General features: G+C 69.7%; 14 protein-coding genes. 10 read left to right on the forward strand and 4 right to left on the reverse strand.

Translation table 11 applies throughout. The annotated features are described in order from the left end of the window. Positions 1 to 39: 39 nt before the first annotated feature. Positions 40 to 1293 (reverse strand): glycosyltransferase, encoded by a 1254-nt coding sequence (locus tag XINFAN_RS09835; protein ID WP_124086349.1) that lies wholly within the window; start codon positions 1291 to 1293, stop codon positions 40 to 42. Between the two features lie 147 nt (positions 1294 to 1440). On the opposite strand from XINFAN_RS09835, the gene XINFAN_RS09840 reads away from it, so the two are divergent. The 7 genes from XINFAN_RS09840 to XINFAN_RS09865 all read left to right on the forward strand — a co-directional run bounded on the left by XINFAN_RS09840 (position 1441) and on the right by XINFAN_RS09865 (position 7549). Then, positions 1441 to 2790 carry an oligosaccharide flippase family protein gene (locus XINFAN_RS09840; protein WP_124086351.1) on the forward strand — a complete coding sequence of 450 codons (1350 nt, stop codon included), beginning with the start codon at positions 1441 to 1443 and terminating at the stop codon, positions 2788 to 2790. Positions 2791 to 2810: 20 nt separating this feature from the next. Then, entirely contained in the window at positions 2811 to 3374 is a 564-nt protein-coding gene (gene rfbC, locus XINFAN_RS09845; protein WP_124086354.1) for a dTDP-4-dehydrorhamnose 3,5-epimerase, read from the forward strand. Further along, a complete protein-coding gene (gene rfbB, locus XINFAN_RS09850; RefSeq protein WP_124086356.1) occupies positions 3371 to 4420 on the forward strand; it encodes a dTDP-glucose 4,6-dehydratase in 1050 nt (349 codons plus the stop codon). Before rfbC ends, rfbB begins: the two co-directional genes overlap by 4 nt. After that, on the forward strand, positions 4417 to 5262 hold the full coding sequence (gene rfbD, locus XINFAN_RS09855) for a dTDP-4-dehydrorhamnose reductase (RefSeq protein WP_124086358.1): 846 nt from the start codon (positions 4417 to 4419) through the stop codon (positions 5260 to 5262). The genes rfbB and rfbD overlap by 4 nt, the downstream gene beginning before the upstream one ends. Continuing rightward, positions 5259 to 6137, forward strand: coding sequence for a glucose-1-phosphate thymidylyltransferase RfbA (rfbA, locus tag XINFAN_RS09860; protein WP_124086360.1), 879 nt, complete (start codon positions 5259 to 5261; stop codon positions 6135 to 6137). The genes rfbD and rfbA overlap by 4 nt, the downstream gene beginning before the upstream one ends. Positions 6138 to 6252: 115 nt before the next feature. Further along, entirely contained in the window at positions 6253 to 6423 is a 171-nt protein-coding gene (locus tag XINFAN_RS21670) for a hypothetical protein (RefSeq protein WP_160144582.1), read from the forward strand. Positions 6424 to 6841: 418 nt separating this feature from the next. Continuing rightward, positions 6842 to 7549, forward strand: coding sequence for a sugar transferase (locus tag XINFAN_RS09865; RefSeq protein ID WP_354002130.1), 708 nt, complete (start codon positions 6842 to 6844; stop codon positions 7547 to 7549). A 309-nt stretch (positions 7550 to 7858) separates the two neighbouring features. On the opposite strand, the gene XINFAN_RS09870 is transcribed toward XINFAN_RS09865, so the two are convergent. Continuing rightward, a complete protein-coding gene (locus tag XINFAN_RS09870; RefSeq protein WP_124086362.1) occupies positions 7859 to 9115 on the reverse strand; it encodes a Wzz/FepE/Etk N-terminal domain-containing protein in 1257 nt (418 codons plus the stop codon). Further along, positions 9115 to 9996, reverse strand: a complete 882-nt coding sequence (locus tag XINFAN_RS09875) for a CpsD/CapB family tyrosine-protein kinase (RefSeq protein ID WP_160144583.1) — start codon at positions 9994 to 9996, stop codon at positions 9115 to 9117. Before XINFAN_RS09875 ends, XINFAN_RS09870 begins: the two co-directional genes overlap by 1 nt. A 349-nt stretch (positions 9997 to 10345) precedes the next feature. On the opposite strand from XINFAN_RS09875, the gene XINFAN_RS09880 reads away from it, so the two are divergent. Further along, complete coding sequence (locus XINFAN_RS09880) at positions 10346 to 11341, forward strand: glycosyltransferase family 2 protein (RefSeq protein WP_124086366.1); 996 nt, start codon at positions 10346 to 10348, stop codon at positions 11339 to 11341. Positions 11342 to 11343: 2 nt separating this feature from the next. On the opposite strand, the gene XINFAN_RS09885 is transcribed toward XINFAN_RS09880, so the two are convergent. Continuing rightward, entirely contained in the window at positions 11344 to 12090 is a 747-nt protein-coding gene (locus tag XINFAN_RS09885) for a WecB/TagA/CpsF family glycosyltransferase (protein ID WP_124086368.1), read from the reverse strand. Between the two features lie 151 nt (positions 12091 to 12241). On the opposite strand from XINFAN_RS09885, the gene XINFAN_RS09890 reads away from it, so the two are divergent. Both XINFAN_RS09890 and XINFAN_RS09895 read left to right on the forward strand, forming a co-directional pair. Further along, positions 12242 to 13645 (forward strand): hypothetical protein, encoded by a 1404-nt coding sequence (locus tag XINFAN_RS09890; RefSeq protein ID WP_124086370.1) that lies wholly within the window; start codon positions 12242 to 12244, stop codon positions 13643 to 13645. 273 nt (positions 13646 to 13918) lie between these two features. Continuing rightward, entirely contained in the window at positions 13919 to 20248 is a 6330-nt protein-coding gene (locus XINFAN_RS09895; protein ID WP_199286395.1) for a type I polyketide synthase, read from the forward strand. Position 20249 lies beyond the last annotated feature (1 nt).

The raw sequence follows: 20249 nt of genomic DNA on the forward strand, positions 1-20249 counted from the left end.
TGTCGCGGGCGGTCAGGGTCGGGCGGGCGGGCAAGGGGTTCACGCGGGGCCGCTGACCTCATCGGGCAGCCCCCCCGACAAGCCAATGGCGGCGCGGAAATGGCTGGCAAGCCGCGCGGCCTCGATGTCGATATCGTGCTGTTCCAGCACGGCGGCGCGCGCCTCGTGGCCCATCCGCGCCAGCACATCGACCGGCACCGCGGCGAAATTGCGGATCGCCTGGGCGAGGGCGCGCGCATCGCCCGCGGGCACCAGCCAGCCGGTGCCGGAGGTGACCAGTTCGGGAACCCCGGCGATGGCGCTGGCGATCACCGGGCGGCCGGCGGCGAAAGCCTCCATCACCACCATCGGCAGCCCCTCGGCGAAAGAGGGCAGCACCAGCGCATGCGCCCGCGCCAGATGATCGCGCACCCCGGTCTCGTCCAGCCAGCCGGTGAGGGTGACGCGCTCTGACAGCCCTGCCGCCGCGATCTGCGCTTCCAGCGCCGGGCGCAGATCGCCGTCGCCGATCAGCGTCAGATGCAGATCGGGCAGCGCGGCCAGCGCCATCGCCTCGATCAGCAGGGGAAAGCCCTTCTGTTCCGACAGCCGCCCGATGGCGACCAGATGGCGCGGCCCCTCGCGCAGGGGCGTGGGGTCGGGGAAGCGCCAGGGCTCGATCCCGCAATGGACGACATGCAGGCTGGGCCAGTCCGCCAGTCCCGACCAGCGGCAAAGCTGCGAGCGCCCGAAGGACGAAATCGCCACCGAGAAATCCGCCCGCGCGATCTTTTCGCCTAAGCTATGCGCCCGCGGCGCGTCGAATTCCTCGGGGCCGTGGGTGGTGAAGGAGAACCCGAGGCCGCCGATCTCGGCCGCCAGCATGGCGACAGTGGCGGAATTGGTGCCGAAATGAGCGTGGATATGCGGCAGACGCAGCTCGTGGCAGCGCCGGGCAACCTCGGCACCCTCCAGCCAGTAGACCAGATGCCTGAGCCGCCCGCCGGTCCCCGGCGCGCCCCCGGCACCGCGCGCGCCGCAGGAGAGTGCCAGCCGGAGCGCCCGCCAAGCGCTGCGGGGCCTGCGGGCCACGAAGGGCAGGGCGTTGCGGGCCAGCCGCCACAGCCCCTGTTTCAGCAGATGCTCGGTGCGGGTGTCCTCGGCGATATCGGCGGCATCGACCAGCCGCTCGCGGTCCGAGCGCATGGCGAAACGATGCACCTGCCAGCCCATCCGTTCCAGCGCGTGGATCTCGCGCCGGATGAATGTCTGCGAGGGCAGAGGATAGCTGTTGACCAGATAGGCGAGTTTCATGAACAGGGCGCGGCAGCGGATCGGAGGGCAGGATCGGGCGCGCGCCGGGACGTTGCAAGCGCAAAGCCGGGCGGTGCGCGAGATCGGATTGCGGCCGTTGCATCCTCGCCGTAGCTTGCGGCACGCGAGAGGCGGGAAAGGAAGCCGATGACAGAGGTTCAGACCGGGGGAGGCGGCCTGTTCCGCCGGGCGCTCGGCGGCGGGGCGGTGGTCGCGGGGGCCTATGCGGTCTCGCAATTCGCGCGGCTGGTGTCGAACCTGATCCTGACGCGGCTGCTGTTCCCCGAAGCCTTCGGCATCATGGCTCTGGTCTTCGTGGTGCTGCAAGGGCTGCAACTGTTCTCCGACGTGGGGATCGGCCCGGCGATCACCCGCAGCGCGCGGGGTGACGATCCGGCTTTCCTGAACACCGCCTGGACGATCAACGTGGTGCGCGGCGCGGCGCTCTGGCTGATCGCCTGCGCGCTGGCCTGGCCGGTGGCCTGGTTCTACGCCGAGCCCTCGCTGGCAGCCCTGGTGCCGGTGGGCGCGCTCACGTTGCTGATCGGCGGGTTCTTTCCGACGCGGATCGACACCGCCAACCGGCATCTGCTGCTTGGCCGGGTGACGCTGCTGGATCTGGCCTCGCAGCTGATCGGCATCGTGGTGATGATCGCCCTCGCGCTGGCGACCGGCTCGATCTGGGCGCTGGTGATCGGCACGGTCCTGGGCGTGCTGGCGAGGCTGGTCCTGTCCTGGATGTTCCTGCCGGGCGAGGCCAACCGCTTCCACTGGGAGCGCGGCGCGTTGCAGGAGCTGGTGCATTTCGGCAAATGGATCCTCGTCTCCACCGCCTGCGGGTTCCTGTTGTCGCAGGGCGACAAGGCGATCCTCGGCGCATGGCTGACCATGGGGGAACTGGGCCATTACAACATCGGCTTTTTCCTCGCCTCGTTTCCGGTGCTGATGGCGGCGGTGGTGAACGGGCGGATCATGATCCCGCTCTACCGCGATCATCCGCCCGGGAGTTCGCCCCTGACCGACCGCCGGCTGCGCCTTCTGCGCTACGGGCTGTCGCTGACGACGCTGGTGATGCTGGCGGTGATGGCGGTCAGCGGCGATCTGCTGGCGCGGATCCTTTACGATGCGCGCTATCACGATGTGGGGATCATCATCACCGCCGTCGCGCTGTCGCAGATGCCGGGCGTGGTGGGGCTGACCTACGACCAGGCCGCGCTGGCCGCGGGGGACGGGCGCGGGTTCTTCCTGCTCCAGGCCGCGCGGGCGGCGTTGCAGACCGGGGCGCTGCTTGCGGGCACCTGGTATGGCGGCCTTGGCGGCGCGCTGCTCGGCCTTGGAGCGGCGCTGGCGCTGGCGCATCTGCCCGTCATCGCGCTGGCGCGAAAGCACCGTGCCTGGGACCCGGGCCACGATCTGATCGCGGGCGGGCTTGCGTTCGTGCTGATCGCCGGTATCAGCTTCTGGCGATGGGATGAACTGGCCGGATTGTTCCGCTGATCCCGAGGAGAGTGCCGAGTATGCAGACCGAACCGACCGCCCTGCCCGAAGTGATCCTCGTGACACCGCCGCGCTTCGGCGATGCCCGTGGCTGGTTTTCCGAGACCTTCAACGCGGCGCGGATGTCTGCGGCGGGGCTGGATGCGCCTTGGGTGCAGGACAACCACTCGTTTTCCGCCGCGCAGGGCACGTTGCGCGGGCTACACTACCAGGCGCCGCCCCGCGCCCAGGACAAGCTGGTGCGCTGCTCGCGCGGCGCGATCCTCGACGTGGCGGTGGATTTCCGCGCGGGCTCGCCCCGGTTCGGCAAATGGGTGGCGGTGGAGCTGTCGGCGGAAAACGGCCGGCAGCTTTTGATCCCGAAAGGCTTCCTGCACGGTTTCGTCACCCTGACCCCGGATACCGAAGTGCAATACAAATGCAGCGATTTCTATTCGCCCGAACATGACGGCGCGGTCCGCTGGGATGACCCTGAGATCGGCATCGACTGGGGCGTCGCCGCGCCGGTCCTGTCCGACAAGGACCGCGCCGCGCCCTTGCTGCGCGATGCGCCGCGCCCGTTCCTCTGGGAGGGGGCCGCGTGAAGATCCTTGTGACCGGAGGGGCGGGGTTCATCGGTTCCGCCGTGGTGCGGCTGGCGGTCTCGCGCGGGCATAGGGTGGTCAACCTCGACGCGCTGACCTATGCGGCTTGCCTCGAAAACGTCGCCCCCGTGGCGGACAGCCCGCTCTACGCTTTCGAGCATGCCGACATCCGCGACCGCGCGGCGCTGGACCGGATCTTCGCCGCGCACCGCCCCGATGCGGTGATGCACCTGGCGGCGGAAAGCCATGTCGACCGTTCGATCGACGGGCCCGGCGATTTCGTCGAGACCAATATCACCGGCACCTACAACATGCTGGAAGCCGCCCGCGCCTTCTGGACCCGCGAGGGGCGGCCGGCGGGGTTCCGCTTCCACCATATCTCGACGGATGAGGTGTTCGGCTCACTGCCCGCGGACCCTGCGGTGAAGTTCACCGAGGATACGCCCTACGATCCGCGCTCGCCCTATTCGGCGTCGAAAGCGGCGTCGGACCATCTGGTCCGGGCGTGGCACGAGACCTACGGCCTGCCGGTGGTGCTGACGAATTGCTCGAACAATTACGGCCCGTATCACTTCCCCGAAAAGCTGATCCCGGTGGTGATCCTGAACGCTCTGGCCGGCAAGCCGCTGCCAGTCTACGGCACCGGCGCGAACATCCGCGACTGGCTTTACGTCGAGGATCACGCCGACGCGCTTTTGCTGGTGGTCGAGAAGGGCGCTCTGGGCCGCAGCTACAACATCGGCGGCGAGAATGAACGCACCAACCTGGATCTGGTGAAGGCTCTCTGCGCAATCCTTGACCGCAAACGGCCCAAAGCCGCGGGCAGCTACGCAGATCAGATCACCTTTGTCACTGATCGCCCCGGCCATGATGCGCGCTATGCCATCGACCCCGGGCGCATCCGCGAGGAACTCGGCTGGCGTCCCTCGGTCACGGTCGAGGAGGGGCTGGAGCGCACCGTTCAGTGGTATCTCGACAATGAGGTCTGGTGGCGCCCGCTGCTCGCGCGCAAGGGCGTGGGCGAGAGGCTGGGGGTCAAGGCATGAAGCTCATGGTGTTCGGCAGGACCGGCCAGGTCGCGACGGAACTGGCGCGGCGCGCGCCGGAGGCGCGGTTCCTCGGCCGCGACGTGGCGGATCTCATGGACCCCGCCGCCTGCGCCGCCGCGATCCGGGCGCAGCGGCCCGATGCGGTGATCAACGCCGCCGCCTGGACCGCGGTGGACAAGGCCGAGGCTGACGAGGCCGCGGCGACCGTGGTGAACGGCGAGGCCCCCGCCGCCATGGCCCGGGCCTGCGCGGACCTCGGCATCCCCTTCCTGCATGTCTCGACCGATTACGTCTTCGCCGGCGAGGGCGAGGCCCCGTTCCGCCCCGAAGATCCGGTCGCGCCGCTCGGCGCCTATGGCCGCTCCAAGCTGAAAGGCGAGGAAGGCGTGCGCGCGGCCGGGGGGGCGCATCTGATCCTGCGCACCTCCTGGGTGTTCTCGGCCCATGGCGCGAATTTCGTGAAAACCATGCTGCGGCTCGGGCGCGAGCGCGAGGCGCTGAACGTGGTCGCCGACCAGCACGGCGGCCCGACCCCGGCCGCGGCCATCGCCGATGCGCTGCTGAGCGCCGCCGCGCAGATGGCTGCGGGCGCGCCCGGCGGGACGCATCATTTCTCGGGCGCCCCTGACACGACCTGGGCGGATTTCGCCGCGGCGATCATGGAGCAGGCGGGGCTCTCCTGCCGCATCGACCGGATCGCGACCGCCGATTACCCGACGCCCGCGCGCCGCCCGCTGAATTCGCGGCTGGACTGTTCCGCGCTGGAAGCGGCGTTCGCGATCCCCCGTCCCGACTGGCGGCAGGGTCTGGCTGAGGTGGTGAAGGAGTTGACGGTATGACGCGCAAAGGGATCATTCTGGCTGGCGGATCGGGCACCAGGCTTTACCCGATCACCATGGGCGTCTCGAAACAGCTTCTGCCGCTCTACGACAAGCCGATGATCTATTATCCGCTCTCGGTGCTGATGCTGGGGGGCATCCGCGAGATCGCCATCATCACCACGCCCGAGGATCAGTGCCAGTTCCAGCGGCTGATGGGCGACGGCAGCCAGTGGGGGCTGCGGCTGGAATGGATCGTCCAGCCCTCGCCCGACGGTCTCGCCCAGGCCTATCTGCTGGCGGCTGATTTCCTTGCCGGGGCGCCCTCGGCCATGGTCCTGGGCGACAATATCTTCTTCGGCCACGGCCTGCCCGATGTGTTGGCGCAGGCGTCAGTGCGCGAGCACGGCGGCACGGTCTTCGGCTATCACGTCGCCGACCCCGAGCGTTACGGCGTGGTGGATTTCGACGAGAACGGCAATGTCCGCGCCATCGTCGAGAAACCCGCGCAGCCGCCGTCGCATTTCGCCGTGACCGGGCTTTATTTCCTCGACGGCCGCGCGCCCGAACTGGCGGCGCGGGTGAAGCCTTCGGCCCGGGGCGAACTGGAGATCGCCGATCTGCTGGAGATCTACCGCGCCGAGGGCAGCCTCAGGGTCGAACGGATGGGCCGCGGTTATGCCTGGCTTGACACCGGCACCCATGCCAGCCTGCTGGACGCGGGGAATTTCGTGCGCACGCTGACATTGCGCCAGGGCCTTCAGGTCGGCTCGCCCGACGAGATCGCCTTCCGCCAGGGCTGGATCAGCCGCGAGGCGCTGATCGGGCGGGCGAAGCTGTTCGGCAAGAACGATTACGGCCGTTACCTCGCCGGACTGGACGACGATCCGGTCTGACGCCCGCGCTAAACATTTGTTAACCGGTAGGCGTCAAATTCCAAAAATACATTGGGCAATGTTTTGTTTTCCGGCACAATGGCGGAAAACAGAACACAATGGGGCGCAGGGGCGGATGCTGGCAGGAAAGATTTTCGTTTCGATTGTCGTGGCGGCGGTGTCGCTGGCGGTTTCGGTCCTGACGGGCCAGCCGCCGCTGGCCTGGCCTTTCGCTTACAGCCTCGCGGGGGTGGTCAGCCTGCTCGCGCTGGTGTTGATGCAGATCCGGCAGCACAATCCGGCCTGAGCGGCGTCCCGCCGGGTTGTCGCTCCTTTGGAAACCCGGAGCCGCCGGTCTCTGCGGCGTCGCTGTCCGGGGTGGGGCGGCCGCCACCGCGAATCATGCCTCGCCTCTAAGGCGCGCAGAGGTTTCGCGCGCAATCCTCGGTTGTTTTGGCGCCGCACGGTAAGATCCCATTGCATTGCTATGGCAAAATTCGATTTGGATGATGGCGGAATTGTGGTGAACGGGTGGTGTCTCCCATAGCCCGGCCCAGGGCGATCCGCTAGAATCCCCGATGGGGCCATTCGGTAAGAGTTCTGATCATGTATGATAATTTTCATCCGGCGGGTGTGCGGAGGGTGGCAGGCTCGCGCCCTTGTCATGGGTGCGCGGCCGTGAAATTGCCACATTTGTTGATCGGCCGCTGACAATGTCGGTCATCATGAACGAACAGACCAAGGCCGGCGGGCAGGTCCGTGTCCAGGCGGTTCCGATGCCGCTGAGCCCGCCGGAGCGCGGGCTGGTGCGGGTGCCGCGGCGCGGCGGGGTCTACCGCAATGTCTTCAAACGCGCCTTCGACATCCTGGCCATCCTCGCGACGCTGCCGGTGGTGGTTCCGGTGATCCTCGGCCTTGCCGTGATCGTCGCGCGTGAGGGCGGGCGCCCGTTCTACAGCCAGCTTCGGGTCGGTCGCGGCGGCAGATCCTTTCGGATGTGGAAGCTGCGCTCGATGGTGACCGATGCCGATCAGCGGATGGAAGCCTATCTCGAAGCCAATCCCGAGGCGCGGGCGGAATGGGACAGGACGCAGAAGCTGCGCAACGATCCGCGCATCACCCGATTCGGTCATTTCCTGCGCCGCTCGTCGCTGGACGAACTGCCGCAGCTCTGGAATGTGCTGCGCGGCGACATGAGCCTGGTCGGCCCGCGCCCGATGATGCTGAACCAGCGCGAGATCTACCCGGGCAAGGCTTATTACGCCTTGCGCCCCGGGGTGACGGGCTATTGGCAGACCGCCGGGCGCAACCGCACCAGCTTTGAGGCGCGGGCGGAATACGACGCGATCTATGACGAGAACCTGACGCTGGCGACCGATCTCGGCATCCTCGCCCGCACCATCACCGTGGTGCTGAAAGGCACCGGCTGCTGAGACGGGGGCGGACGTGCCCCCGCGGCGCGGGGCTCGCAGCCACTGACGGCGATCTCGCCGGCACGACCCAGACCACCCGTCGCCGACAAGGCTTTCCCTTCGTTCACAGTCGCGGACAGGGGAGCAGTTTTCAGATCGTCTGTGCCCGGGCTTGCTGCCGGGGATTTGCCACCGCCCGCAGGCTGGCATCCGGTCATGATACCGGCAGGCAGAGTCACTCCCGTTGTGATCTCCTGCCGTCAGACGCAGGCGGAGCCCCGCCGCGCTCAGGGGCGGCGCGCGGGTTTCCGGCCGGAGCGCGTGACAGGCTCAGCCGCCCACCGCCAGCCTGCGCCGGGTCTTGCCTTCGCTCAGATCCAGTTCGGGAATGGCGATGATCGGCCGCAGCCCCAGTTCACGCTCCATCTGCGCCGAGGTGCGGATCACCGGCCGCATCAGATCCAGCAGGAAGCCGAGCACCAGCCCGAAAAGCCCCCCCGCCAGCGCGCCCGCCAGCACCAGCATCCGGCGCTTCGGGCCGGTGGGATGCTCGGGCGTCAGCGCGCGGTCGAGTATGGCGAAACGCTCGCCCTGCTGCAATTCGGCCAGCCGCAGCGCCGATTCCGCCTCGGCCAGCGCGCTGTTGGTGGCGTCGAAATTGCGCTTCATCTGTTCGAGACTGCGCTCCAGATCCGCCAGGTCGCGCTGCACCGCGGGCACCCCGGCCAGCGCGGTCTGCAATCCCTCGCGCTGCGCCGTCATCGCGCTCTTTTGCAGGTTCAGCGTCGCGGCCAGGTCGTCCAGCTCGCGCAGGCGCTGGCGGTCGGTCGGGCGCAGATTCTCGCGCTGGCTCAGCTGGCGGCGTTCCTCGGCCAGCGCCACCAGTTGCTGATCCAGCGCGCGGATATCGTTGCCGATGGCGACCAGCTCTTCCTGGATCGCTCCGGTCGAGGGCGGCAGGGAATTGGCGTGAGTGCCGCGGAAGGCGGCGATCCGGGCCTCTTGCCCGCGGATTTCCGCCTCGATCGCGGCCAGTTTGCCGGCATGGAAGGCGTGGTTGTCGCGCGCCCGGGTAATCTGGCCCGAGGCCGACATGTCCAGCACGCTTTGCGCCAGATCGTTGGCGATGCGGGCGGCCAGCACGGCATCGGTGAAGGTGACGTTGATCACGATGGCCGAAACCGGCACCGCAAGGCCGTAGGTCGGCTCGCCGGTGCCATGGATGGTGTGGAAGCCGATGGCCTCGCGCAGGATCTGCACCTTTTGGTCGGTGGACAGCGCGGGCTGATCGGCGAACAGGCCGTGACGTTCCGCGATCGCGATCAGGTTCTGCCGCGTGGTCAGCCGGTGGCGCACCGATTGCAGCATCTGGAGCGCCTCGGCCCCCGGTCCCGCATCCGGGGTCAGCGCGGCGCCGCTGACCTGGGCGCCCTGCACCTCGATCGAGGCCGAGGCGGTGTAAAGATGCGGCCGTTGCAGCGCATACAGCGCGGCGAGAAGGGCACAGAGGCACATCGTGCCGAGGATGACCCTGTGGCGGCGCCAGAAGAAGGCGATCAGATCGCCGAGGGTCTGGATATGGCCCATCAGCGTTTCCCCCGGGCCGGGCGGGGCTGCGGATCCTGGGCGCGGTTCAGGACCACCGCGAGCAGCGGAATCCGCCCCTCGAACAGCCGCTCGCAGGCGGTGATCTCGGCGGGCGTGGTCCTCGTGCCGTCCACCACCAGCAGCACCGCGTCGACCCTGCCCGCGAGCGAGATCGCATCGTCCGAGGTCAGCGCGGGCGGCGTGTCGAAAATGATCATGTCGGGTTGCAGCACCTCGCCCATGGCGCGGAGCGTGTCGGCGACCTGGGGGTCTTGCAGCGTCTCGGCGGCGCGGGAGACCGGCGCCCCGTTCAGCGCCAGCGCCAGATTGCCGCCGATGCGGCGGAACTGCGATTCCAGCGGCTGCTCGCCCATCAGGAAATCGAGCAGCGGCTGCGCGTCGGTCTGGCCGAACAGGTCCGCCAGTTTCGGTTCGCGCAGGTCGAGATCCATCAGCACGGTGCGGCACGAGGGCAGCCGGCCGAGCGCCAGCGCCAGATTGGCCGCGACGAAGCTCGCACCGCAGCCCGGGCCGGGCGAGGTGACGGCAAGCCGGTTCCAGCCCTCTTTCGTCATGGCCTGGGCGATGCGGGTGCGCAGCATGTCGAAAATGCGGGTCGCCGGGTGCTGTTCCGCTTTTGGGAACAGACCGTTTCGGGCCAGCCGGTCGGGGTTTACCTGCACCTCGCCAATCGATTCCCACACCCGCGAGGGGTTGGGCGCGGCGAAGTTTTCCGGCGCCAGCATGATCTCGCGTCCGGTGCGCTGGTCCAGCGTCACGGCGGATTCGATGCGCGGATGGCCGGGGCGGAACAGCGAGACATAGCCCGGCCGCACCGCGCTGCGGGATTTGCTGCCGGGGTCGCCTTTTCCGCCTGACATCAGGGGAAGTCCTTCATCCAGGTGAGTTTTTCCGGTGGAGCCCAGGATCTCGTGGCGGCTCATGGTTCGTTCTGACCCCGACAAAAGGCGCCGCAACGCGCCGCACAGAGAAGACACCTCCCGCCGGATGGCGGGCATGACGCCGGAGATTGCCGGAAACGGCGCCCGGGCGCAGCGGCCCGCGGCATCGGTTTTCCGGTCGTTCCGGGCCCCCGCCCGAGGATCATCGGATAGCAGATCGCGCGCGGAAAATAAAGTCTGCGCATGGGGTTGAGGCCCCCCGGCGCCCCCCGACCTCCTTGGCTCGCGGGCTTTGACAGCCGGGGTCCGGGGGCGTTAGCTGGCGGGCATGAGCGCGCTTTCCTCTTCCCCGCCCCCCGTGGTCGATGCCCCTGTGGTCGATGCTGTGGTGATCGGCCGCAACGAGGGGCTGCGGCTCCTGGCCTGCCTCGCCTCGCTGCAAGGAAGGGTGCGCCGGGTGGTCTATGTCGACAGCGGTTCCACCGACGGATCGGCGGCGGCGGCGCAGGCGGCGGGGGCCGAAGTGGTGGCGCTGGACATGCGCCGCCCCTTCACCGCCGCGCGGGCGCGCAATGCGGGGCTGGCGGTGCTGGAGGCGGCCCGCCCGCGCGCGGATTACGTCCAGGTCCTCGATGGCGATTGCGAGATGCGGCCGGGCTGGATCGCGGCCGCGCTGGCGGCTTTCGCGGCGCATCCCGGTGCGGTGGTGGTCTGCGGCCGCAGGCGCGAGCGGCAGCCGGAAGCCTCGGTCTGGAACCGGCTTTGCGACCGGGAATGGGACACGCCCCCGGGCGAGGCGCGGGCCTGCGGCGGCGATGCGCTGATGCGGCTTGGCCCGGTGCTGGATGCGGGCGGCTACCGCGAGGATCTGATCGCGGGCGAGGAGCCGGAACTGTGCCTGCGCCTGCGCCGCGCCGGAGGCCAGATCTGGCGGATCGACGCCGAGATGACGCTGCATGATGCGGCGATGACCCGGTTTTCGCAATGGTGGCGGCGGTCGCGGCGCGCGGGCCACGCTTTCGCCGAAGGGGCGGCGCTGCATGGCGGCGCGCCCGAGCGGCACTGGCGGGCCGAGACGTGGCGTGCGCTGCTCTGGGGCCTCGGTCTGCCGCTGGCGGCGGTGGTCCTCGGGCTGATCCATCCGCTGGGCTGGCTGGTGCTTGCGGCCTGGCCTTTGCAGGTTCTGCGGCTGACGATCCGCTGGCGCGATCCGCAGGCGGCGTTCTTCACCGTGCTGGGCAAGATCCCCGAGGCGCTCGGCGCCCTCGGCTACTGGCGCGACCGGCTGCGGGGCCGCAGGCGTGGGCTGATCGAATACAAGTGACGCTAGCGCCGCCGCAGCGCGCGCAAAGCCTCGCCCGGCAGGATGGCGGCGCAGGCGGCATAGCGCGGGATCAGCCGGCGCGGCGAGGACAGCGCCCGCCACAGCCATTCCAGCGCCAGCGCCCGGATCCATTGCGGCGCGCGGCGCTGGTGGCCTGACAGGAACTCGACCCCGGCGCCGACCGAGGCGAAGCCGAGCTGCGGCGCCAGCCGCCGCCCGAGCGCAGCGAGGCGCTCCTGCTTCGGTGCCCCGAGGGCGATCAGGCACAGGCCCGGCCCCAGTTCCGCCAGCCGCGCCAGCGCGGCCCGCGCCGCCTCGCCTTCGGGATCGAACCCCATCGGCGGCGCGATCAGCAGACCCTGGCGCCAGCCCGGAATGCGCCGCGCGAGGTCCGCGCTCGCCGCGTCCAGCGCCTCTGCGCTCGCCCCCAGCATCGAGACCGGCAGGCCCGCCTGCGCCGCCGCCTCGCACAGCGGCAGCACCAGATCCGAGCCGGGCATCAGCTCCACCGGCTGCCCGGCCAGGCGCGACAGCCAGACGATGGGATTGCCGTCGGCCACCACCATGTCCTGGGCGGCATAGGCGGTGCGGAACCCCGGGTCGCGGTGCAGCTTGACCAGGTGATCGAGGTTCAGCGTCGCCAGCGCGAAGCCCTCGCCCCGCGCCAGACGCGCGGAAACCCCGGCCAGAAGATCCGGCCGGGCGGCATGGGTGATCGCAATTTCTGTCGTCCCGACCCTGAACCGCATCCGGCCCCCTTTCGCGCAGAGCCTACCCGGCAGAGCCGGCGAAATCGACCGCCCCAGCATGGCAACAGAATGTTTCCCGCTGCGCGCCGGCGTGACGGGCCGGCGAGATCCGTGCTATCCCAAGGCCTGTCGCCGCCCGGATGAGACCGCTTTGGACATCACCCCCACCCCGATCGCCTGGATCGCGCTGCTGGCCTGGCCCGCGGTGGTCTGGGTGCTTTACGACCGGATGGGGCCGGGGCGCGCGCTGATCTGGTCGGTGCTGGGCGCCTATATGTTCCTGCCGGAGCTGTTGCGGCTCGATCTGCCGATGCTGCCGGATTTCGACAAGCATACTTTGCCCGCGCTGGCGGCGGCGGTGATCTCCTGGCGCAGGCTGGGCCGGACGCTGCCGGTGCTGACCGGCAGCCGGCTGACCACGTTTCTGATCGGGCTGTTCGTGATCTCGCCCTTCGTCACGGTTCTGGGGAACACCGATCCCATCGTGCTGCGCCCGGGGCTGGAGGTGCCGGGCCTGCGCGCCTACGACAGCCTCGCCACGGTGGCGATGCAAGGGCTCTATGTCCTGCCGCTGTTCCTCGCGCGGCGCGATCTGGCCAGCCCCGAGGCCCTGCGCGACCTGCTGATCGCGCTGCTGACCGGCGGGCTGCTCTATACGCTGCCCCTGCTGATCGAGGCCGAGCTGTCGCCGCAGCTTCACACCTGGATCTACGGCTATTTCCAGCACGATTTCGCCCAGGCCCTGCGCTTCGGCGGCTTCCGCCCCTTCGTCTTCATGCCGCATGGGCTGTGGGTGGCGTTCTTCATGCTGTGCTGTCTGATGGCCTCGGTGGCGTTGCTGAGGATGGGTCCGGCGCCGCGGCGGCCTGCGCTGCTGCTGGTGTTCCTGCTGTTTTGCGCGTTGCTGGTGATCTGCAAATCCTTCGGCCCGCTGGCCTATGCGCTGCTGGCACTGCCGCTGCTGTTCGTCGCCACCCCGCGCCAGCAGGTGCTGATCGCGGCGGGGCTGGCGGCGATGGTGATGCTCTACCCGCTTCTGCGGGGCGCCCATCTGGTGCCGGTGCAGAGCATCGTCGATTTCGCCGCCCGGCTGAGCGAGGAGCGCGCGCTTTCCTTCCACTTCCGCCTGACGAACGAGGATGCGCTGCTTGCGCGCGCGGCCGAGCGGCCCCTGTTCGGCTGGGGCGGCTACGGGCGGGGCTTTCTCTTCAACATCGAGACCGGCGCCCATCTGACCATCGCCGACGGCGCCTGGATCATCCAGATCGGCGCTTATGGCTGGCTGGGCTACCTGGCCGAATTCGGCCTGTTGTGCCTGCCCCTGTGGCTGATGGCGCGCGAGGCGCTGGTCCGCGGGGCGCGGATCGCGCCGCAGGCGGCGGCGCTGGCGCTGATGCTGGCGTTCAACCTGGTCGATCTTTTGCCCAATGCCACGCTGACGCCTTTGACCTGGCTGATCGCCGGGGCGGTGCTGGGCCATGCCGAGGCTTTGAGCGCGGCGCGGCGGGCGGTGCCGCAAGCCGGGGCTGCGGCCGGGCGCCGCACCGTGATCTGAGCGGGGATCTGAACGGGGTCTGAGCGCCCGCGATTGTCGCCTCACAGCGTCCAGTGGCAGGCGAAAGCGGGCGGCGCGGACAACCCTGGGGCGGGTAATCCCCTGAATTGTGGCGGGATTGCGGCATTTCCCCCGGCATTGTCGCCAATGCGGACAAGAAGCCGCGCCGGGGGCTTGCGGGGTAGGACCGGGGCGCGATTCAGGCTAGATTCCGCGGATGCGGCAGGGGCTCCGGCGATGACCGCCGGACAGCCTCGGACCCGGGACGATATGATGAGTGATCAGACGCACGACCCTTCCGGCCTGACTGCCACCGACATCGCCATTGTCGGCATGGCGGCGCATCTGCCGGGGGCGGCGGATATCGGCGCCTATTGGCAGAACCTGAAAGCCGGGGTCGAATCGATCCGCGTCCTGACCGAGGCCGAGCTGCTGGCGGCTGGCGAGAGCCCGCAGACCCTGCGCCGCCCGAATTACGTGCCCGCCGCCGCGCCGCTCGACGGGTTCGAGACGTTCGATGCGGATTTCTTCGGTTTCTCGCCGAAAGAGGCGGCGATCCTCGATCCGCAGCACCGCCAGTTCCTGGAGGTCGCCTGGGAGGCGCTGGAAAACGCCGGCCACCCGCCCGAGGGCTTCCCCGGCGCGATCGGGGTCTGGGCCGGCTGCGGCATGGGGTCTTACTTTTACTTCAACCTCTGCTCGAACCGCGATCTGGTCGAACAGACCGGCATGTTCCTCTTGCGCCACACCGGCAACGACAAGGATTTCCTCGCCACCCGGGTCAGCCATATCCTCGATCTGCGCGGGCCTTCGGTCAACGTCCAGACCGCCTGCTCCACCAGCCTCGTCGCGGTGCATTACGCGGCGCAGGCGCTGCTTACGGGCGAATGCGACATGGCGCTGGCGGGCGGCGTGACCATCGAACTGCCGCACCGCCGCGGCTATCTTCACCAGGAGGGCGAGATCCTGTCGCCCGATGGCCATTGCCACGCTTTCGACCACCGGGCGCAGGGCACGGTGTTCGGCTCGGGCGCGGGCTGCGTGGTGCTGCGCCGCGCCACGGATGCCCTGCGCGACGGCGACCATATCTGGGCGATTATCAAGGCCAGCGCGATCAACAACGATGGCGCGGCGAAGGCGGGCTATCTGGCGCCCTCGGTCGATGGCCAGGCCGCCTGTATCGCCGAGGCGCAGGCGCTGGCGGGGATCACATCCGACACGGTGAGCTATGTCGAATGCCACGGCACCGGCACCTATCTGGGCGATCCGATCGAGGTGGCGGCGCTGACCCAGGCCTTCCGCGAGAGCGCGGATGCCAAGGGCCATTGCCGGATCGGCTCGGTCAAGACCAACATCGGCCATCTCGACACCGCCGCCGGGGTGGCGGGGCTGATCAAGGTGGCTTTGTCGCTGCATCACCGCGAACTGCCGCCGAGCCTCGGCTATGAGGCGCCGAACCCCGCCATCGACTTTGAAAGCTCGCCGTTCCTCGTGAACGACCGGCTGACGCCGTGGCAGGCGCCGGTCCTGCGCGCCGGGGTCAATTCGCTGGGCGTCGGCGGCACCAATGCCCATGCGGTGCTGGAGGAAGCCCCCGCCCGCGCGGCCGCCGAGGACAGCGACTGGCCGTTCCAGCCCATCGTGATTTCCGCGCGCAGCAAAGCGGCGCTCGACGCCCAGGCCGCGCGGCTGGCGGCGCATCTGCGCGCCCACCCGGAGCAGCCGCTGGCCGATGTGGCTTTCACGCTGAAGGAAGGCCGCCGGGCGTTCGGGATGCGCCGGGTGCTGGTGGCACGCTCGCATGCCGAGACCGCCGACCTGCTGGAAGGCGCCAATCCGCGCCTCGTGTTCAGCCACGACCATCTCAGCGAGGCGCCCGGTGTCGTCTTCATGTTCCCCGGCGGCGGGGCGCAATATGCCGGCATGGCGCGCGATCTTTACGAGACCGAGCCGGTGTTCGCCGACTGGATCGACCGCGGCCTTGCCGTGCTGCAACCGAGGCTCGACTACGATCTGCGCGCGCTCTGGCTGCCCGCGAAGGGCGAGGAGGCGGCGGCAGAGGCCGCGCTGAAACGCCCCTCGGTGCAATTGCCGCTGATCATGATCGTGGAATATGCGCTGGCGAAGCTATACGAGGCCTGGGGCGTGACGCCGGAAATCCTCGTCGGCCATTCGATGGGCGAGAACACCGCCGCCGCTTTGGCCGGGGTGATGTCGTTCGAGGATTGCATCGGCCTTGTCCATCTGCGCGGGCGGCTGTTCGACACCGTGCCCGCGGGCGGGATGCTGTCGGTGCCGCTGCCGGAGTCCGATCTGGCGCGGTATTGGGCCGGGGATCTCGACATGGCCTCGGTCAACGCGCCGGGGCTCTGCGTGGTCTCGGGGCCGGATGCGGCGCTGGACGCGCTGGCGGCGCGGCTGGCGGCGGATGAGATCGAGACGCAACGGATCGCCATCGACATCGCCGCCCATTCGCGGATGCTGGAGCCGATCCTCGCGGCTTTCGGCGACTATCTGCGCGGGATTTCTCTGAACCCGCCGCGCATCCCGATTGTGTCGAACCGCTCGGGCCGGGTGCTTACCGATTCCGAGGCGACAAGCCCCGACTATTGGGTCGCGCATCTGCGGGGCACGGTGTATTTCCGCGACTGCCTTACGACGCTGACCGAGGTGCCGGGCCGGGTTTACGTCGAGATGGGGCCGGGCCGGGCGCTGTCCTCGCTGGCGCAGGCCAACGGCGTGGCTGCGGGCTGTGTCGTTCCCGCTCTGCGCCACCCCGGGCAGGAGGTGGGCGACGATGCCTGGCATGTCGCCAGCATCGCCCGGCTCTGGGCCTGCGGCGTGGCGGCGGACTGGTCGCAGATCTGGGGCGGGCGGACGCGCAACCGCGTGCCGCTGCCGGGCTACGCCTTCCAGCGCAAGCCCTGGTTCATCGAGCCGGGCCGCACCGCGGTTGCCGCGCCGGATGAGCCCGAGCGGAGCGACGATCTCACCGCCTGGGGCTGGAAGCCGCATTGGAAACCCGCCCCCGCCGGTTTCGACATCGAGGATCTGGCGGAAAGCCCGCCGGAGACCTGGCTGATCTTCGCGGATGCGGCAGGGCTTTGCGGGGCTGCGGCGGAACGGCTGGCGGCGGTGGGCCATCGGGTGATCCGGGTGCTGCCGGGCGATACTTTCGCGCGCATGGGCGAGGAGCGCTATACGCTGGCGCCCGAGCGGGGGCGCGAGGGTTATGACCTCTTGATCCGCGATCTGGCGGGGCGGGGGCTGGTGCCCTCGCGCATCCTGCACGGCTGGCTGGTGACGAAAGACGAGAGCTTCCGCCCTGGCTCGAGTTTCGGGCATCGCAACCTGGAACAGGGGTTCTGGTCGGTGCTGTTCCTGTTGCAGGCGCTGGCCGGGGAAAACCTCGCCCGCGATCTGAAGATCACCGTGCTGACGAATGGCGCGGCGCAGGTCAGGGCCGAGACTTTGACCTGGCCGGGGAAGGCGATGGTCATGGGCCCGGTGCGGGTGGCGCCGCGCGAGTTTTCCGGCGTGGAAGTGTCGGCGCTGGATCTGGAACTGCGCGACCCGGCGCGGCTTGCGGGTTTCGTGCTGGAAGAGGCGCTGGCCGATGGTTCTGCCGTTGCCGCGCTGCGCGGCGAGCGGCGCTATGAGCAGGGGGTGAAGCCCGCACCGCTGCCCGAGGAGCGGCTGGACCTGCCCGAGGGCGCGCATGTGCTGATCACCGGCGGCTTCGGCGGCATCGGGCTGACGCTTGCCGAGGATCTGATCCGCCGCCATCGGGTGAAGATCACCCTGATCGCCCGCGGCGCGCTGCCCGAGGGTGCGGCCCGCGCGGCCTGGCTGGCGGGCCATGCGCCCGACGATCCGGTCTCGCGCCGCCTTATGGCGCTGGCGCGGCTGGAGGCTCTGGGCGGCGAGGTCCATGTTGCGCGCGCCGATGTGGCCAATCTGTTCGAGATGCAGGCCGCGCGCGACGAGGGGATGCGCCGCTTCGGGCCGGTTCATGCGGTGATCCATGCCGCGGGCGTGGTCGCCGACGGGCCCCTGATGGTGAAACCAGCGGCCGAGGTGGAAGAGGTTTTCGCGCCGAAGCTGCACGGGACCGAGGTGCTGGACCGGCTGTTCCCGGACGGGTCCATCGCGCTGATGGTGCTGTTTTCCTCGACCTCGGCGCTGACCGGCCCGGCGGGGCAGGTCGATTACGTGGCCGCGAACGAATATCTCAACGCTTATGCGAAGGCGCGCGCCGGGGGCGCGACGCGGGTGGTGGCGCTGAACTGGGGGATCTGGCAGGGCGTCGGCATGGCGGCCGAAAACCTCGCCGACCGGCTGGGCCGGCCCGAGGCGCCGCGTCTGCCGGTCGCCCGGCCGATGCTGACGGAGGCCGGGTTCGACGCGCGCGGCAACCGGGTGTTTTACGGCGAGTTTTCCACCCGGGACTGGCTGTTCGACGGCCATCGCACGGCAGAGGGCCAGGCTCTGCTGCCGGGCACCGGCTATCTGGAACTTGCCGCCGAGGCCTGGGCGGAACAGGGCGAGGCGGGCGGGTTCGAGCTGCGCGATCTGACCTTCTTCCGCGCGCTGGATCTGGCCGAAGGAGAGCGCCGCGCGGTTCGGGTGCGGCTGAGCCGCACGGGCGAGGGCTATGGATTCGAGGTGCAGTCGCAGGTGACGGTGGCCGGGCGGACCGGCTGGCAGACCCATGCCAGCGCGCGCCTCTTGCCGCAGGACGCGATCCCGCCGGGGATCGACCCCGGCAGGATCGCGGCGCGGCTGCGCGCGCCCGAAACCGGCCAGGGGCTCGCCAGTCCTCAGGAGAGATTCCTCTCCTTCGGCGCGCGCTGGCGGGTGCTGCAATCGCGCGCGTTCGGCGAGGGCGAGGGGCTCGCGCGGCTCACGCTGCCCGCGGCGTTCCGCGCCGAGCCGGGCGAGGGCTGGCTGGCGCATCCCGCGCTGATGGATCTGGCGACCGGCTGGGCGATGGAGCTGATCCAGGGCTACCGGCCGGACCGGCTCTGGGTGCCGGTGAGCTACGGCAGCGCCAGGGTTTACGGGCCGGTGCCGGCCGATCTGGTCAGCCATGTCAGGAGCGCCGCGCCGAACAGCCTGGACAAGCCGACGGCGGTGTTCGACATCACGCTGGCCACGCCCGGGGGCCGGGTGGTGGCGGAGATCAGCGGCTTCACCATCCGGCGGCTCGACGGGGCGCTGACCTTCCCGCCGCCCGATCCGCGCGGGCTGGAGAGCGAGGCGGCTCAGGCAGAGCTCTCGCCCGCCGAGGAGCGGCTGGTCGCCGCCTTCCGCCAGGGCATCCGCCCCGCCGAGGGGGCCGAGGCTTTCGGGCGCGCGCTGAACGCGGGGCTGTCGCAGATCGTGGTCTCCTCGCTCGACCTGCCGGCGCTGATCCGCCAGGCGGGCGCGCCGCAGATGCGGGCCGGGAGCCAGGCCTTCGAGCGGCCCGAGTTGGAGAATGATTACATAGCCCCTCGCGACGACATCGAGCGCAGCCTCGCGGGCTTCTGGCAGGAGCTGCTCGGGGTGGGTCAGGTCGGCGTCGAGGACAGTTTCTTCGACCTCGGCGGCCACAGTCTGATCGCGGTGCGGCTGTTTGCCATGGTCAGGAAAACCTGGGCGGTGGATTTCCCGATCTCGGTCCTGTTCGAGGCGCCGACCGTTGCCGCCTGCGCCGCGATGATCCGCGAGGCGGCGGGGATCGGCGAGGACAGCGCGGCGCAGGCGCCCGCGAAACCCGCCCGCCGCTTTACCCATCTGGTGCCGATGCACCAGGGCGAAGGGGGCGCCGGGACGCCGTTCTTCCTGGTGGCCGGGATGTTCGGCAATGTGCTGAACCTGCGGCATCTGGCGCAACTGGCAGGACACGACCGGCCGTTCTACGGCCTCCAGGCCCGCGGACTTTACGGCGAGGACAGACCACATGACAATTTCCCCGGGGCCGCGCGCGATTACATCGCCGAGCTGCGCCAGGTGCAGCCGCGGGGGCCGTATCTTTTGGGCGGCTTCTCGGGCGGCGGGCTGATCGCCTGGGAGATGGCGCGGCAGCTGGAGGCGGCGGGGGATGAGGTGGCGCTGCTGGTGCTGCTGGACACGCCCTTGCCGATGCGGCCCGCGCTTTCGCGCCGCGACAAGGTGCTGATCAAGCTGGCTGAGCTGCGCGCGCGCGGGCCGGGCTATCTGGCCGAATGGGCGAGGAACCGCTGGGAATGGGAGAGGCGCGGGCGCCACGCCAGGCCGGAGACCGCGGAAACCGGCTTTCACAACTCGGCGATCGAGGCCGCCTTCCGCGCGGCGCTGCCGGGCTACCGGATGGAGCCGCGCGCAGGCGCGACGGTGCTGTTCCGCCCGCCGCTCGATCTGCGCTGGAAGGTGTCGGGCGGGCGTTATGTGTCCGCAGCGCGGGAATATGTCTTTGCCGACAACGATCTGACCCGCTTCGCGCCGGCGTTGCAGGTGATCGAAGTGCCGGGCGATCACGATTCCATGGTGCTGGAGCCGAACGTCCGGGTGCTGGCGGCGCGGCTGAAGGCGCTGATCGCGACGGACGAGACCCCGGCCTTCGCGGCGGCGGCGGAGTGAG

Source organism: Pseudogemmobacter humi (genome assembly GCF_900609055.1).
GTDB classification, from domain to species: Bacteria; Pseudomonadota; Alphaproteobacteria; order Rhodobacterales; family Rhodobacteraceae; genus Pseudogemmobacter; species Pseudogemmobacter humi.

Excerpts from the sequence above, each read along its gene's own strand:
- XINFAN_RS09835 (WP_124086349.1), bottom strand. The coding sequence starts at position 1,293 with ATGAAACTCGCCTATCTGGTCAACAGCTATCCTCTGCCCTCGCAGACA.
- XINFAN_RS09840 (WP_124086351.1), top strand. The coding sequence starts at position 1,441 with ATGACAGAGGTTCAGACCGGGGGAGGCGGCCTGTTCCGCCGGGCGCTC.
- rfbC (WP_124086354.1), top strand. The coding sequence starts at position 2,811 with ATGCAGACCGAACCGACCGCCCTGCCCGAAGTGATCCTCGTGACACCG.
- rfbD (WP_124086358.1), top strand. The coding sequence starts at position 4,417 with ATGAAGCTCATGGTGTTCGGCAGGACCGGCCAGGTCGCGACGGAACTG.
- rfbA (WP_124086360.1), top strand. The coding sequence starts at position 5,259 with ATGACGCGCAAAGGGATCATTCTGGCTGGCGGATCGGGCACCAGGCTT.
- XINFAN_RS21670 (WP_160144582.1), top strand. The coding sequence starts at position 6,253 with ATGCTGGCAGGAAAGATTTTCGTTTCGATTGTCGTGGCGGCGGTGTCG.
- XINFAN_RS09865 (WP_354002130.1), top strand. The coding sequence starts at position 6,842 with ATGAACGAACAGACCAAGGCCGGCGGGCAGGTCCGTGTCCAGGCGGTT.
- XINFAN_RS09870 (WP_124086362.1), bottom strand. The coding sequence starts at position 9,115 with ATGGGCCATATCCAGACCCTCGGCGATCTGATCGCCTTCTTCTGGCGC.
- XINFAN_RS09875 (WP_160144583.1), bottom strand. The coding sequence starts at position 9,996 with ATGTCAGGCGGAAAAGGCGACCCCGGCAGCAAATCCCGCAGCGCGGTG.
- XINFAN_RS09880 (WP_124086366.1), top strand. The coding sequence starts at position 10,346 with ATGAGCGCGCTTTCCTCTTCCCCGCCCCCCGTGGTCGATGCCCCTGTG.
- XINFAN_RS09885 (WP_124086368.1), bottom strand. The coding sequence starts at position 12,090 with ATGCGGTTCAGGGTCGGGACGACAGAAATTGCGATCACCCATGCCGCC.
- XINFAN_RS09895 (WP_199286395.1), top strand. The coding sequence starts at position 13,919 with ATGAGTGATCAGACGCACGACCCTTCCGGCCTGACTGCCACCGACATC.